11 protein-coding genes are annotated in these 13,670 nt (G+C 45.1%); 4 read left to right on the top strand and 7 right to left on the bottom strand.

Features of this window, described 5'->3' with window-relative positions; genetic code table 11:
• Positions 1 to 18 precede the first annotated feature (18 nt).
• The 4 genes from buk to AAV35_RS05860 are packed head-to-tail and all read right to left on the bottom strand — an operon-like array spanning position 19 to position 5,150.
• On the bottom strand, positions 19 to 1,089 hold the full coding sequence (gene buk / locus AAV35_RS05875) for a butyrate kinase (RefSeq protein ID WP_008591253.1): 1,071 nt from the start codon (positions 1,087 to 1,089) through the stop codon (positions 19 to 21).
• Positions 1,090 to 1,102: 13 nt separating this feature from the next.
• Positions 1,103 to 2,200 (bottom strand): Leu/Phe/Val dehydrogenase, encoded by a 1,098-nt coding sequence (locus AAV35_RS05870; protein WP_008591251.1) that lies wholly within the window; start codon positions 2,198 to 2,200, stop codon positions 1,103 to 1,105.
• 2 nt (positions 2,201 to 2,202) lie between these two features.
• Entirely contained in the window at positions 2,203 to 3,096 is an 894-nt protein-coding gene (locus AAV35_RS05865; RefSeq protein WP_008591248.1) for a bifunctional enoyl-CoA hydratase/phosphate acetyltransferase, read from the bottom strand.
• Between the two features lie 11 nt (positions 3,097 to 3,107).
• Positions 3,108 to 5,150: a sigma-54-dependent Fis family transcriptional regulator gene (locus AAV35_RS05860; RefSeq protein WP_008591246.1), complete on the bottom strand. Its 2,043-nt coding sequence runs from the start codon at positions 5,148 to 5,150 to the stop codon at positions 3,108 to 3,110.
• A gap of 136 nt (positions 5,151 to 5,286) precedes the next feature.
• On the opposite strand from AAV35_RS05860, the gene AAV35_RS05855 reads away from it, so the two are divergent.
• The 3 genes from AAV35_RS05855 to AAV35_RS05845 all read left to right on the top strand — a co-directional run bounded on the left by AAV35_RS05855 (position 5,287) and on the right by AAV35_RS05845 (position 8,213).
• The gene (locus tag AAV35_RS05855) at positions 5,287 to 5,520 is read left to right on the top strand and encodes a DUF2627 domain-containing protein (RefSeq protein WP_008591245.1); all 234 of its coding nucleotides are present in this window, start codon (positions 5,287 to 5,289) and stop codon (positions 5,518 to 5,520) included.
• A 69-nt stretch (positions 5,521 to 5,589) separates the two neighbouring features.
• On the top strand, positions 5,590 to 7,494 hold the full coding sequence (locus AAV35_RS05850) for a DUF294 nucleotidyltransferase-like domain-containing protein (protein WP_008591242.1): 1,905 nt from the start codon (positions 5,590 to 5,592) through the stop codon (positions 7,492 to 7,494).
• Between the two features lie 170 nt (positions 7,495 to 7,664).
• A complete protein-coding gene (locus AAV35_RS05845; protein ID WP_237757038.1) occupies positions 7,665 to 8,213 on the top strand; it encodes a 3'-5' exonuclease in 549 nt (182 codons plus the stop codon).
• 31 nt (positions 8,214 to 8,244) lie between these two features.
• On the opposite strand, the gene AAV35_RS05840 is transcribed toward AAV35_RS05845, so the two are convergent.
• Positions 8,245 to 9,594: an aspartate kinase gene (locus AAV35_RS05840; protein ID WP_008591239.1), complete on the bottom strand. Its 1,350-nt coding sequence runs from the start codon at positions 9,592 to 9,594 to the stop codon at positions 8,245 to 8,247.
• Positions 9,595 to 9,883: 289 nt separating this feature from the next.
• Between AAV35_RS05840 and AAV35_RS05835 the strand changes: the two genes are divergently transcribed.
• Positions 9,884 to 11,239, top strand: a complete 1,356-nt coding sequence (locus AAV35_RS05835) for an IS1182 family transposase (RefSeq protein WP_065757338.1) — start codon at positions 9,884 to 9,886, stop codon at positions 11,237 to 11,239.
• Between the two features lie 216 nt (positions 11,240 to 11,455).
• Here AAV35_RS05835 and recN read toward each other — a convergent pair whose 3' ends face one another.
• A complete protein-coding gene (gene recN / locus AAV35_RS05825; RefSeq protein ID WP_008588941.1) occupies positions 11,456 to 13,183 on the bottom strand; it encodes a DNA repair protein RecN in 1,728 nt (575 codons plus the stop codon).
• Between the two features lie 17 nt (positions 13,184 to 13,200).
• On the bottom strand, positions 13,201 to 13,656 hold the full coding sequence (gene ahrC / locus AAV35_RS05820; protein ID WP_008588939.1) for a transcriptional regulator AhrC/ArgR: 456 nt from the start codon (positions 13,654 to 13,656) through the stop codon (positions 13,201 to 13,203).
• Between the last annotated feature and the right edge of the window lie 14 nt (positions 13,657 to 13,670).

Below are 13,670 nucleotides of genomic sequence, written 5' to 3'. Positions count from 1 at the left end.
ATTACTCATCCCCTATCTTCAAGAATACACTTTTGCTTCTTCTTCCCCTTTAAGTACGCGAAGAGCGCCTTCGTTTAACGCCGACATCTCATCTTCACCGGGAAAAATCATCACTTTGCCGATCCAGGAGACTTTCTCCTCGATCCAGCCGGTAAACTCTTTACCGTAAGCGAGTCCTCCCGTAAGTATTACTGCATCAATCGTCCCGCCGAAAAGCACGCTGAGACTTCCAATTTCTTTAGCTACCTGATAGGCCATACCTTCGTAGACAAGTCTGGCCTCCCTGTCGCCTTTTCCTATCCTGTTTTCTATTTCCACTGCATCACTCGTACCAAGATAAGCCGTGAGTCCTCCTTTGCCGATAAGTTTCTCCATGACCTCATCGAGAAAATAATCGCCGGAGAGACTCAACTGGACCAGGTCCCCTGCCGGTACTGTCCCGGCTCTTTCAGGAGAATATGGTCCTTCTCCGTGAAGGCCGTTATTGACATCCACCACTTTACCGCCGCGGTGAGCCCCTACCGTTATTCCGCCCCCCATGTGGGCGATTATAAGGTTGGCTTTTTCATATGTCAGATCCAGTTCCCTGCAGGCGCGTCTGGCTACGGCTTTCTGATTCAAAGCGTGGAAAATACTCTTCCTCGGTAACTCGGGAACTCCCGAAAGACGGGCTATTTCATCCAGTTCATCGACTACTACCGGATCAACGATGAATGCTTTCGCTTCCACCTCCGCTGCAATATCATGAGCTATGAGACCGCCTAGATTGGAGGCGTGCTCCCCGTTGTATCCCTTTCTTAAATCCTCACGCATAGAATTGTTAACTTCATAAGTGCCGCCGGGAATGGGCTTTAACAGACCACCCCGACCGCATACGGCATCTAACTTATCAGCCCGGAACCCTTTTTCTTCTAATAGTCCAAGGATCAGTTGCTTCCTGAACGGGTACTGATCCATCAGGCGTCTGAACTGTTTCAGTTCTTCCTGCCCGTGCCGGATGGTTTCTTCCCATTCCGGGGTACTGTTTTTGAAAAGAGCAGCTTTCGTCGAGGTGGACCCCGGGTTTATTACCAGTGTGTGAAACTCCATAAGCGCTCTCCTCTTAGATACGGTTTTTCAGTATATGTTTTTCGCTTTGCAGGAACTGACTTCTGGAGTGTCTCATTCTTTCGATCCGCTCCTCGGCAAGTCGATCAGCAGCTTCGTTCGTCGGTATGTTATCTCTTCTTGATATTTCGAATACCTGACTGACGTTATCATAAATAGTTTCCACTTTCTTCATCGCCCGGTCTTTGTTGTAGCCGTTCAGTTCATCAGCCACGTTAATGACACCGCCGGCATTCAATACATAGTCCGGAGTATAGATGACGCCTTTTTTATGCAGGGTTTCTCCATGACTTGAATCTTTGAGCTGGTTGTTGGCAGCACCCGCGATCACTTTCGCTTTGATTCTTGGAATCGTGTCATCGTTCAAGGTAGCTCCAAGGGCGCAAGGGGCGTAAATATCGCAGTCCACGTCATAGATTTCATCAGGTTCGACGACGCGCGCCCCAAATTCGTCGCGGGCTCTTGCTACTGCTTCTTTATTAATATCGGTAACAATCAGGTTCGCGCCTTCCTCGTGCAGATAACGGCAGAGATTGTATGCTACGTTACCCACTCCCTGGACAGCTACTGTCCGGCCATTAAGATCATCGGTGCCGAAGCCTTCTTTGGCAGCCGCTTTCATTCCTCTGTAGACCCCATAAGCAGTAATCGGAGAAGGGTTACCGGAAGCTCCGGAGGTGGAAGAAATTCCGGTCACAAAATTAGTTTCCTGATAAATAAGATCCATATCCTGCACGGTCGTACCTACATCTTCCGCAGTAATATAACGGCCGCTCAGTCCCTGGATATAACGGCCGAACGCCCGGAACATCTCTTCGTTTTTCTCGGTTTTAGGATCCCCGATAATTACTGTTTTACCTCCTCCGAGATTCAGACCTGCTGCTGCGTTTTTATACGTCATTCCTTTAGCAAGTCTTAAGGCATCTTCCACCGCTTCTTCCTCGGTTTTATACGTCCACATCCTTGTTCCACCCAGTGCAGGCCCAAGAGTAGTGTCGTGAATGGCGATGATCGCTTTCAGCCCCGAAGTCTTATCGTGACAGAATACAAGTTGCTCATAATCGTACGTTTCCATGTAGTTAAAGATTTCCATTATTATTCCTCCTCATTTATGGCAAGTGCCAGTGAAAACAGCTTGTTCTCGGTACTGTCGGATCTCGAAGTCAAAACAATCGGCGCCCGAGCTCCTGCAATAATCCCCGCTACCCTTGCCTTTCCAAAAAATACAAAAGATTTATATAATACATTAGCCACCTCAATATCAGGTGCTACTAATATATCAGCATGACCCGCTACCCTGGAAGTAATACCTTTCTTCCTGGCAGCCTCTTCGTTGATCGCGTTGTCAAAAGCCAACGGACCGTCGACGATACATCCCGCTATTTGTCCCCGCGCATTCATTTGACTGAGCAGTGCTGCGTCGGTAGTAGCTTCCATCGATGTATTCACCGTTTCAATAGCAGCCAGCGGAGCTACGAGCGGTTCGTCGATGCCCGTCCTGCGGGCAACGTGTGCCGCATTTTCGATTATCTGTTTCTTCTCGTGGAGATCCGGACTGATATTCATTGCGGAATCTGTAAGGAACAGGACTTTTTCGTATTCCGGAAAATCGAAAAGGGCAACGTGCGAAAGTATTTTGTTCCCTTTCAGTCCATAGTCCCTGTGGAGGGCCTGTTTCATAAGTGTGCCCGTATCTACGTGGCCCTTCATAAGAACATCTGCCGCATTACCGCTCACCGCTTTTACAGCCATCTCTGAAGCGCTGCCGGAAGAGACATGTTCTACAGTTATTCCCTGTTCAAGAGAGATACCGTTTTCTGCCGCAATACTTTTGATTTTCTCCCCGTCACCGAACAGGCGGAAATCGCACAACTCTTCTTCCACTGCACGAGCCACTGTTTTTAAAATCCCGGGTTCATCCGCCTGAGCTACGGCCACCGTGCGCCTGTTGGCATTCGATTTATGCAGCAGCTGATCCAGTCGTTTCATTGCTCCACCTCCTACTCTTTAGTATCGTTCTTGCTTAACCCGTATTTATCAAGCTTATAGTAGAGATTCCGGAGAGACACCCCTAATGCTTTGGCCGTTCTCGTCTTATTGAAATTATGAGTGCGATACGCCTGTACGAGCACCTGTTTTTCATACTGCTCGACCACTTCCTGAAGCTGGAAGTCCTCCCAGTCTGCTCTTCTGTTGAATTCGGCAGTAATGTCGCTGCTCAAAGCGGGGAGATGGTGAGCTCTTATCACCGTACCGGAGTGCTCCATATTTATGAATGCTCTTCCGAGAATGTTTTCGAGTTCCCTTATATTTCCCGGCCACTCATAATTCATCAGCCTTTCGAAAGCCTCCCTGTCCACTTCCTCCACTTTACGTCCGTAAGCATCATTCAGCTTTTCCAGAAGAAAAGGGATGAGTTCGACGAGGTCTTCTTTCCTTTCCCGGAGAGGCGGGATATGTATCGGCAGTTTGTTCAGACGGTAGTAGAGGTCTTCCCTGAAGAACTCGTTACCGATAGCTTTTTCCAGGTTCATGTTCGTAGCTGCTATGATTCTTACATCAATTTTGCTGGCGCGGCTGCTTCCGAGTCTTTTCACTTCTTTTTCCTGCAACACTCTCAACAGTTTAGCCTGTATTTTAACGGGCAGTTCACCGATTTCATCCAAAAACAGAGTGCCTTTATGAGCCTCTTCGAAATAACCTTCTCTGCCTGGGGAGCCCGCCACTCCGAATAACTCTTCCTCTATATAATCATGTGCCATAGTGGCGCAGTTGATTCTGATGAATTTACGGTCGGAACGTTCGCTTTCATGATGTATGGCATGAGCCAGAAGTTCCTTACCCGTTCCGGACTCCCCGCGCAGAAGAACGGTCACGGAGGTATTGGCAGCGATTTTGGCCTGGTCGATGACTAATTGAAGCGCTTCCGATTTTCCTAACAGATCTTTGAAGGTGTAGGAAGCTTTCAAACTTCTGATGAGCTGTTTCGCTTTGGACAACTCTTCATTCAGCTGATAAAGTTCCGACACGTCATGCAGAACTCCCACACTGCCTTTAATTACATCTTCCACGATTATCGGAGCTACGTTTACGAGGACATCCCTCTTTTTGGGACCGACTTTCATCTGTACTCCTCTTACAGGTGCTCCGGTACGCAACACCTGCATATGCATACTTTCACCTTCTGAGATATCGGCAGTGGCCGGTTTGCCTATCACCTGTGGTTCTGTAAGGCCGGTGATTTTAGTGTATGCAGGATTGATCATCAGGCCATTTCCTTTTTCATCCACTACGGAGATAGCTTCTTCCGATGAATTGATGATAGCTTCCAGCATGGTCGTTACTTCTTTAATGTCCGTCAGTTCTTCGGCGAGTGCCACCGCTTCTGTGATGTCTTTGAATATAGCGTATGCCCCTATGATGTTGCCCGAAGCATCAACCATCGGAATTCTTGTGGATAGAAGTTTTTTACCATTCGGTAGGGATACTTCTTTATTTATCTGTTTCTCTTTCGTCGTAAGTAACTCGGGAAGTTTTGTAAGCGGTATCACATCTGTTACAGGACGACCCACCACCTGCTCTTTGGTGGTATGTAGTATTCTTTCGGAACTCTGATTGATAAAAACCACTTTGTTGTGAGAATCTATGACGATCATTCCATCGTGGATACTGTTCAGAATCAAATCTTGATTATGCGCCTGTTCACTTTTTTCGGAGATAAGTGAATTCTTCTCTTCAAGCAGCGCGGATATAACGTAAGCAATCGCTCCGGGAACGACAACTATATCTTTAGAGGTCCTTCTTTGCAGCTCTTTGAAGACTTCTTCTTCCCCGGTCGCCTCGAAAATTATATCAACCGATTCGTCCATCCAGTGTTCCCAGTTCTCCCCGAACGGAATGCCGAATTCCGCAGCTTTTTGCAGACCTATAGCCCCGGGATTTATATCGGTAATCGCTACAATCTCTATCTGATCCGTTTCTTTCAGCAGATTCAATAGAGCACTTCCCCCGGTTCCGGCACCTACTATAATTACACGTTTCATTTTCATCACACCCTGCAACTTTTTGCACACTTAAATCATAAATGATTATGCACACTTTAGCAATAGTGAAACTTTTCCCTAGTTACATAATTTTTGCTATACTGAGAATAATGTTAAGAAAAAAGGAGTACAGCATATGCGTTTAGTTGCACTGCTTATATTAGTGGCACCCGGGGTTCTTGCAGTCTATGGAATTAAACTTATCAGGGATTCCTTATTCGGCGAGCTACAACCAATCTTTCTCCACCTGTTCCTCCAGGGTGTGGCAGGAGTTATATTTGTAATCGGCGGCCTCTTTTTCATCGGAGGATTCATTCTGCATCGCGACAGAAAAAGAAACAAAACGAAAGGCCGTTTTGAAAACAGGTAGAGCTTGAAAAGCTCTACTTTTTTGTTCCCGTGCAGTATCTTTAATTTTTCTTCAGAAAGGGAGTTATCTATGGAAGTGAATATAGACGTTTGGAGACATCAATATCCGTTCGAACTGCTGGACGAAGAAGAGTTTTCGGAGCTCTTCAGAGAGTCAACCCGAGAAGAGTACTCAAAAAATGAATTCGTCATCCACGAAGACCAGAGCGAAACGGACGTACACATACTGATCGAAGGCCTGGCCGACAGCATTATGCATCGTGCAGACGGGACACAGCATTCGATCCGTTATTTTTACCCCGGTGATCTCATCGGCCTCATGGTTCTATTGACAAGTGAAAAAATGCGTTTCTCGGTCAGATGCCTCGAACCCGTCCAGACTTTAAAGCTTAAACGTGCTTCCTTCCTGAAAATAATGAAAGACAATCCGACATTTTCGAATGTTATTCTCGATAGGCTAAGCGGTTTGACGAAAAGTCTTTACGATGAAGTCAAGTATAAAAGTTCTGACGAAGAAGAAGAAAATGAAAACGGTCTTTTCAAAGAACGCATCAAGAAATACATGGAGAAACCGGTATTCATCCAGCCGTCCTGCACTATAGCCGAAGCCGCCCAGGTGCTGCGCGAGGAAGAGGTGGAAGGTCTTCTCGTATCGGAAAACAGACAAAATTTCAAAGGTATGATCAGTTACCACGAAATCGTGGAAGCTTTTATGAATGGCGAGTCTTACTCTTCCGTCAGTAAGTATATGAAGGATGAAAACTTCAGTGTAGGTGAGCAGGATTTCATTTTTGATGCACTAAGCTTTTTAAAACACCACCCTGCCACCGTTATTCCTGTTATGCACAAAGATCAGGTAGCCGGAATTTTAAGGCAATCTTCGTTCATTCAAATTAATCAGTCTGTCTACTTCGACCTGACGTACAGAATTTCAAATGCCAAAACACTGGAAGAATTAGTGAAACTTTCTCCCGTGTACAACAAAAGATTTCAGGAGTTTGTACGAAGTCTTATCGATGATCAGATGCTTGCTTATCACATCGCTGAATTAATAACCAACTATAACGATCGCATCCACAAGCAGATCATCCAGCTTGCAGAAGATGAAATGGTTAGTCTCGGCTACGGTGCACCTCCTATCAACTACTGTTTTTTAATTATGGGAAGCGGCGGGCGGAAAGAACAGACGTTTTCCACCGATCAGGATAATGGCATCATTCTCGCCGATTATGAATCCTCCAGAAACAAAGAGAAGATTGAAGCCTACTTTTCCCGCTTCACGAAGAGAATCAATGACATGCTGGATGAGTGCGGTTTTCCCTACTGCAGCGGCGGGATTATGGCTAAAGAAAGAAAATGGAGAAAAAACGAACAGGAGTGGAGAACAAGCGTGGATGAATGGATAAAAAAACTGGATGCCGAAGAAATAAGGGATTTTACGGTTTTCATGGATTTCCGCCCTGTGTTCGGTGACTACACGCTTGCCTATGAGTTGAAAAAATACGTATCCAATAAAGTGAAAAATTCTCTCGGACTCCACCAGCTGCTTATGAAAGATACTTTGAGATTCCGCGTTCCGGTACAGCCGTTCGGACGTATAAACGGCTTCGGGAAGAAACGTTTACTTGATTTAAAGAAATCAGCCACTATGCAGATCGTTAATGCTGTTCGTATTTACAGTATGAAATACGGGGTGGAAGTGAATAATACAGTGCAGCGTCTGACTTTATTGGCCGAAGAAAATCACTTTCATCCACGGGATGTGGAAAATGCGAAGCTGTCCCTTCACAGACTTATGCTGTTCCGACTGACGTTAAATCTTGAGCAACTCAAAAACGGTTCTCCCCTCAGTAACTATGTCTCTCTTGTGAAGTTCCAAAAACAGGAAAGGCGTTCTTTGAAAGAAGCATTGAATGTAGCGAAGCGTCTTCAGCAGGTGCTTGAGTTAAGCTATAATCGGAATCGGGTGATGTAATGCTGCCGGTAGACCTTCAAATTTTAAAATACATTTTTATAGAAAAACCTATATATTATTTCAAAATGAAACCTTACTTTGAAACCGAGGAATATAACAACCTGTGTACCTATATGGAGAACAGAGGGGAAAGTAATAGTTCGGATTTCCTAAAAGAAAGGGAGTATACGGTGTTCGACCTTGAAACGACTGGATTCCTCCCGGAAATAGGGCATGAAGTACTTTCTATCGGGGCTGTGAGAATAGATGGGGAAGGACAGAAGTCCGGGGAAATGCATCAGCTGATCAGACCGATCAGACCCGTTCCGAACCATATCCTCTCTCTTACCAATTTATCGAGAGAAGACCTTGAGGGTGCCGAATCTTTTATTACAGGCTTCCAAAAATTTCTCTCCTTCTCTGAAAAAAGTACGCTTGTGGCTCATCCGGCCCATTTCGACGTACGGTTCCTGAGAGCTATGGTGAAGCGCTGGAAATTACCGGAATACTCTCCTGCATGTATCGATTCGCAACTGATGGCGAAATATACCCTTCCAGGTGTAAGCCACCGGCTGGATCCGTTACTCAACCATTTCAACATTCACAATTTGGAACGACACCATGCTTTAAACGACGCAACGATGACAGCCCGTCTCTTTACGGAACTTCTTCGTATAGCGGAAAAGGATTATTTTATCACTTCCTACAGTGTGCTTCAGCAAAAAATAAACGAGCAGTAAATCTGCTCGTTTAAAAACAATAACTTTATTTTCACGAAAAATACATTTTATACAGTTCCTGTACAGATTTCTCCATCCCATCTTCATGAATGCCGAACATCATCGAAACTTCGGAGGAGCCCTGGTTGATCATCTCAAGGTTTACACCAGCCTTTTCAAACGCCCTGGTAGCTTTGCTGGCAACTCCCACTCTCTGATTCATCCCTTCCCCGACAATCATAATCATCGCCATGTTACGTTCGATTTCCACCGTATCCACCTGCAATTCTTCCCTGATCCTTTTTACTACGGTTTCTTCTTTGTGAGAAGGAAGAACATCTTCCCTGAGAATAATGGACATGTCATCTATACCGGAAGGAGCGTGTTCAAAAGAGACTTCTTCATCTTCAAGTATATGCAAAAGACGACGCCCGAACCCGATTTCGCGGTTCATCAGATACTTACTTACATAAATCGTCACGAATCCGTCATCGCTCGCTATGCCGACCACATCCCCGCATGTATCTTCTCTTTCCGCAACAATCATAGTCCCCGGTGCTTCCGGATTGTTAGTATTTTTTATACACACGGGTATTTTCTCCTTGAAAGCTGGAATCAGTGCTTCATCGTGGAATACAGAAAACCCTGCATAGGAAAGCTCGCGCATTTCTCTGTAAGTCAGATTCTTCATCTCTTTCGGGTTCTTAACAAGAGCCGGGTTAACACAGTAAACCGAATCAACGTCCGTGAAATTTTCATAAAGATCGGCTTTGACACCCGCAGCTACAATAGAACCGGTGATATCCGAGCCGCCGCGTGAGAAAGTGATAAGCTTCCCTTCTTTCGTATAACCGAAAAATCCCGGTATTACGAGAATCCCCTCTTTCTTACGCAATTCATAAAGATGGGCGAAACTTTCTTCAAGTACAAGAGCACCCCCCGGTTCATCTTTCAGAAAGATTCCCGCTTCTTTCGGATGGACATACGAAGCGTTATGCTTCCTTTCGGATAAAAACGCACTTAAAATCAGGGCCGTCCCGTCTTCCCCGCATGCTTTCAATGCATCTATACCGTTTGCGGCTCCTCCTCTGATCATCGCTATCCCTTCATCAATTTTATTCGTAATTTCCGAAAGAGTTCTGTCCGAAAGATCCAGGTCATCTATAATCTCCTTAAAACGGTTTCTCACCTTCTCGTAAATATCCCCGTTCATATGATTGTCGTCTACGGATTCCCCCAGCTGAATGAGCAGATCAGTGACCTTCTCATCATCTGCCGTCCGCTTACCCGGGGCCGAAACGACGACGACCGTCCGTTCAGGATCACTCTCCAGAATTTCCGTCACTTTTTTTAATTGTGCCCCACTGGCCACAGAACTTCCTCCGAATTTCACTACTTTCATATGTACAGCTCCCTTTTAATGTGGTAAAGAATTAGATAATTAAAAATTTTAACACATACCTTTCCACATTTCGAATGGTTTTTGTAATCCACCTGAACGTTCTGAAATAAATAAATACACTTTTTGCATATAAAAGGTTATATCCGTCGTAAATTCATAATAAAAAGCGCCCATATGGGCGCTCAGGCTGTCGAGAAAGTCTCGGCAGCTTTTATTTTTTCTGTTTTTTTAATAGATCACCGCGTTAATTTGTTATAATAGCTGTAACTTATCAACGAAAGGTGATTGGATGTTTCAATCTAAAACTGAACGACAAAATGAAATCGAAATGGTTACCATTGAAGAGCTTGTCCCTGAAGATCATCTCCTACGCAAAATTGACCAATACATAGATTTTTCTTTCATTCCTGAAAAAGTCCGTCCTTACTATTCAGAAGATAATGGCCGTCCCTCTTTGGATCCTCTTGTTTTATTCAAAATGATGTTCATTGGTTATATTTATGGCGTTCGTTCCGAACGCGAATTGGAGCGACAAATTCAAACGAATGTTGCTTATCGTTGGTTCTTAGGGTTGAATCTTACAGACAAAGTCCCCCATCATTCCACTATTAGTTGGAACCGCCGCACTCGTTTCAAAGACACGGATATCTTTCAAGAAGTTTTTGATGAAATCGTGCTCCAAGCGATGAACCACCGTATGGTCTCCGGCCGTGTATTATTCACAGATTCCACGCACTTGAAAGCCAACGCTAATAAGAAGAAATTCTCAAAACAAGAAGTTGAAGTAGAAACGGTAGACTACCTCGAAGATTTGGAAGAAGCCGTAAGAAAAGATCGTGAAGATCATGAAAAAAAGCCTCTGAAGGAAAAGGAGGGGGTAAAAAAGACAAAGGAAATTAAGGTTAGCGACACGGATAGCGAGAGTGGTTATCTTTACCGGGAGAATAAGCCGGAAGGCTTCTTTTATCTTGATCACCGTACCACAGATTTAAAACATAACATCATTACTGATGTTCATGTAACGCCAGGAAATATTCATGATTCCAGACCTTACTTACAACGTTTGGACCGCCAAATCGAACGATTTGGCTTTGAGGTGGAAGCTGTAGGTCTAGATGCCGGCTATCTGACGAACCCTATATGTCATGGGCTTATAATGGAAAGAGGAATATTTGGAGTTATTGCTCATCGAAGGTACCAGTCAAAGAAAGGGCTTCTTCCGAAATGGAAATATGCATATGATGAAGAGCGGGATGAATATGTGTGCCCCCAGGGTGAAGTTTTAAGCTATTCGACCACCGATCGTGAGGGGTATCGGCATTACAAATCAAACCCTGAAAATTGTGCAGATTGCCCTCTTCTAGCGAAGTGTACCCAAAATAAGAAGTATCAAAAAACGATCACTCGCCATGTATGGGAAAGCTCGAAGGAGAAGGTTCGGTTGAACCGGCTTTCTAATGAAGGCAAGTGGATCTATCGCATGAGAAAAGAGAAAGTTGAACGTAGCTTCGCAGATTCAAAAGAACTGCACGGGCTGCGTTATTGTCGCTTGCGCGGAAAAGAGAATGTACGCGAACAAGCGTTACTGACGGCGGCCTGCCAAAACATGAAAAAGATTGCCCTCCACCTATCCAGGGTGAGATAGGTGAAGGAGAGTCTTTTTCGGTGAGGGGAGGGCGAATACCAGGAGACTCCTGCGGAAAAACGGGCGACCCGAGACCCCGCAGTGTGGGTTTTCACGAGGGAGGCTCGGGCGTTCGTCCGCGGAAAGCGAGTGGTATTCGCCCGCACGAACTGCACAAAAAAAGCTTGCAGAAAAACACGGGGTTTCTCTACAAGCTGAGCGCCCATATGGGCGCTTTTACACTTTTGCTTTGAACGACTCAGCGAGATTAAGTAATTCACGGCCGTTCTGCAGTGTGGTCTCGGTAAGTTCCGCTCCGCTGATCATCCGTGCAACTTCTTCGACTTTTTCGTGGTGATCGAGTTCTTTGGCGTTCGTTTTTGTGGTGTTGTCGGTGATATTTTTTTGAATTTGCACATGCGTATCCGCCATAGCAGCAACTTGAGGCAGGTGGGAAATGCATAGCACCTGGGAATTAACGGAAATCTTAAATATCTTCTCGGCTATCGCCTGTGCTACACGCCCGCTTACACCCGTATCGACTTCATCAAAGATTACACTGGTAATCCCCTGATGTCTTGAAAAGATCTGCTTTAAGGCCAGCATGATTCTGGACATTTCTCCACCGGAGGCTATCTTATGAAGTGGTTTCAACGGCTCACCCGGATTCGTCGTAATCATGAACCTTACTTCATCAACCCCGTTCGAATTCAAAGCCACCTGACGTCCATTCATCATGGGACTTTCCTTTCCGCCTTTTCTTTTCTCGACTTTTACATCGAAGACGGATTTTTCGAGATAGAGGTCCTTCAGTTCTTCATGCACCGCTTCTACGAGCTCTTTAGCAGCCTCGCTCCGTATATCATGGATGTGCTGAGCTTCCAGAAGGAGGTCTTCCGACACATCATTTATTTCCGATTCAAGCTTTGAAAGAAACGAATCTTTATTGTTAATTTCATCAATTTCTTCCTCCACTTTACTCTTGTGTTCAAGCATTTCTTCGACGGACTGCCCATACTTTCTTTTGAGACGGTTAATTTCGTCGAGTCTCTCTTCGATTTCATTTAACCTCTCGGGATCGAATTCGAGGGCTTCCATTTCCGTGCTCAACCGGAAAGTCAATTCCTCCACTACGTAATAGGCATTGGAAAGCTCATCAGACATTTTTTGGTAGTTTTCGTCATAGTCACTGGTCGCCTCCAGGCTCATCATAGCATGAGAAACCCAGTCCATCCCTTTTTGTTCACCGTATAAAGCTTCGTACGTATCGTTGAGACCGGAATAAATTTTTTCGAAATTTGATAACTTATTCCTTTCTTCCATCAGTTCTTCGTCTTCTTTTGGGGAAAGGTGCGCTTCTTCCAGTTCATTCCATTGGAACTCCAGCAAATCGAGCCGCTGTGCCATTTCCTGCTCGTTGTCACTTAATTCCTGATATCTTTTTTGGAGAGACCTGTATTTTTCGTACTGTTTCCGATATTCCTGTTTAGGATGTTGCAGCTTTTCCGCCGCATAGGTATCCAGCAGATCAATATGGCGTTCCGGGTCCATCAGCGATTGCGTTTCGTGCTGACTGTGTATGTCTATTAAGGATTTACCGAACTCCCTTAAAACACCGAGAGTCACCAGCTTTCCGTTCACCCGGCAGATGCTTTTCCCCTGATGGGTGATGGAGCGTTGCAGCACCACCATACCATCCTCATCTATTTCCACTCCGTACTCCTCGCCTTTAGCATAGACAGCGTGGTTTCCATCTACGTTGAATAAACCTTCTATCTCTGCACGTTTGGCTCCATGCTTTACAAATTCTACAGAGCCTCTTGCTCCCGTCAGTAATTGAATGGAATCAATAATAATCGATTTACCGGCACCCGTTTCTCCGGTTAACACAGTCAATCCATCTTTCAATGTTAAAGAGACGTAATCGATAATTGCAAAATCTCTGATAGTCAATTCAGTTAACATGATAGAAACCCCTTCGCTTACAACATATTCAGCAGCTGCTCACTCACCTGTTCAGTCTGGGACTCTGCCCTGCATATGATCAGACACGTATCGTCCCCGCAGATCGTCCCCATGATCTCTTCCCAGTCCAGGTTATCAATGAGAGCTCCTACCGCGTGAGCATTTCCGGGTAAAGTCTTCAATACGATAAAGTGTCCCGAACGGTCGATACTGACAAATGAGTCCATCATCATCCTCTTCAGTTTTTCCAGAGGGTTGAATTTCTGGTCAGCCGGAAGACTGTATTTGTAACGCCCGTCGGCTACCGGTACTTTTACCAGATGCAATTCTTTAATATCCCTCGAAACAGTAGCCTGGGTGACGTTATATCCCAGTGATTTCAGTCTGAATACAAGATCATCCTGTGTTTCAATATTTTCACTCGTAATCATTTCGCGGATTTTTATGTGCCTTTGCCCTTTGCTTAAAGTCATATAAAATAACCCGT

This window comes from Salimicrobium jeotgali (genome assembly GCF_001685435.2).
Classification (GTDB): Bacteria; Bacillota; Bacilli; order Bacillales; family Halobacillaceae; genus Salimicrobium; species Salimicrobium album.
The sequence above is the reverse complement of the archived record's forward strand: the minus strand, read 5'-3'. Positions and strand labels throughout refer to the sequence as shown.

Excerpts from the sequence above, each read along its gene's own strand:
- AAV35_RS05835 (WP_065757338.1), top strand. The coding sequence starts at position 9,884 with ATGTTTCAATCTAAAACTGAACGACAAAATGAAATCGAAATGGTTACC.
- AAV35_RS05870 (WP_008591251.1), bottom strand. The coding sequence starts at position 2,200 with ATGGAAATCTTTAACTACATGGAAACGTACGATTATGAGCAACTTGTA.
- AAV35_RS05855 (WP_008591245.1), top strand. The coding sequence starts at position 5,287 with ATGCGTTTAGTTGCACTGCTTATATTAGTGGCACCCGGGGTTCTTGCA.
- ahrC (WP_008588939.1), bottom strand. The coding sequence starts at position 13,656 with ATGACTTTAAGCAAAGGGCAAAGGCACATAAAAATCCGCGAAATGATT.
- AAV35_RS05850 (WP_008591242.1), top strand. The coding sequence starts at position 5,590 with ATGGAAGTGAATATAGACGTTTGGAGACATCAATATCCGTTCGAACTG.
- recN (WP_008588941.1), bottom strand. The coding sequence starts at position 13,183 with ATGTTAACTGAATTGACTATCAGAGATTTTGCAATTATCGATTACGTC.
- AAV35_RS05860 (WP_008591246.1), bottom strand. The coding sequence starts at position 5,150 with ATGAAACGTGTAATTATAGTAGGTGCCGGAACCGGGGGAAGTGCTCTA.
- AAV35_RS05865 (WP_008591248.1), bottom strand. The coding sequence starts at position 3,096 with ATGAAACGACTGGATCAGCTGCTGCATAAATCGAATGCCAACAGGCGC.
- AAV35_RS05840 (WP_008591239.1), bottom strand. The coding sequence starts at position 9,594 with ATGAAAGTAGTGAAATTCGGAGGAAGTTCTGTGGCCAGTGGGGCACAA.
- buk (WP_008591253.1), bottom strand. The coding sequence starts at position 1,089 with ATGGAGTTTCACACACTGGTAATAAACCCGGGGTCCACCTCGACGAAA.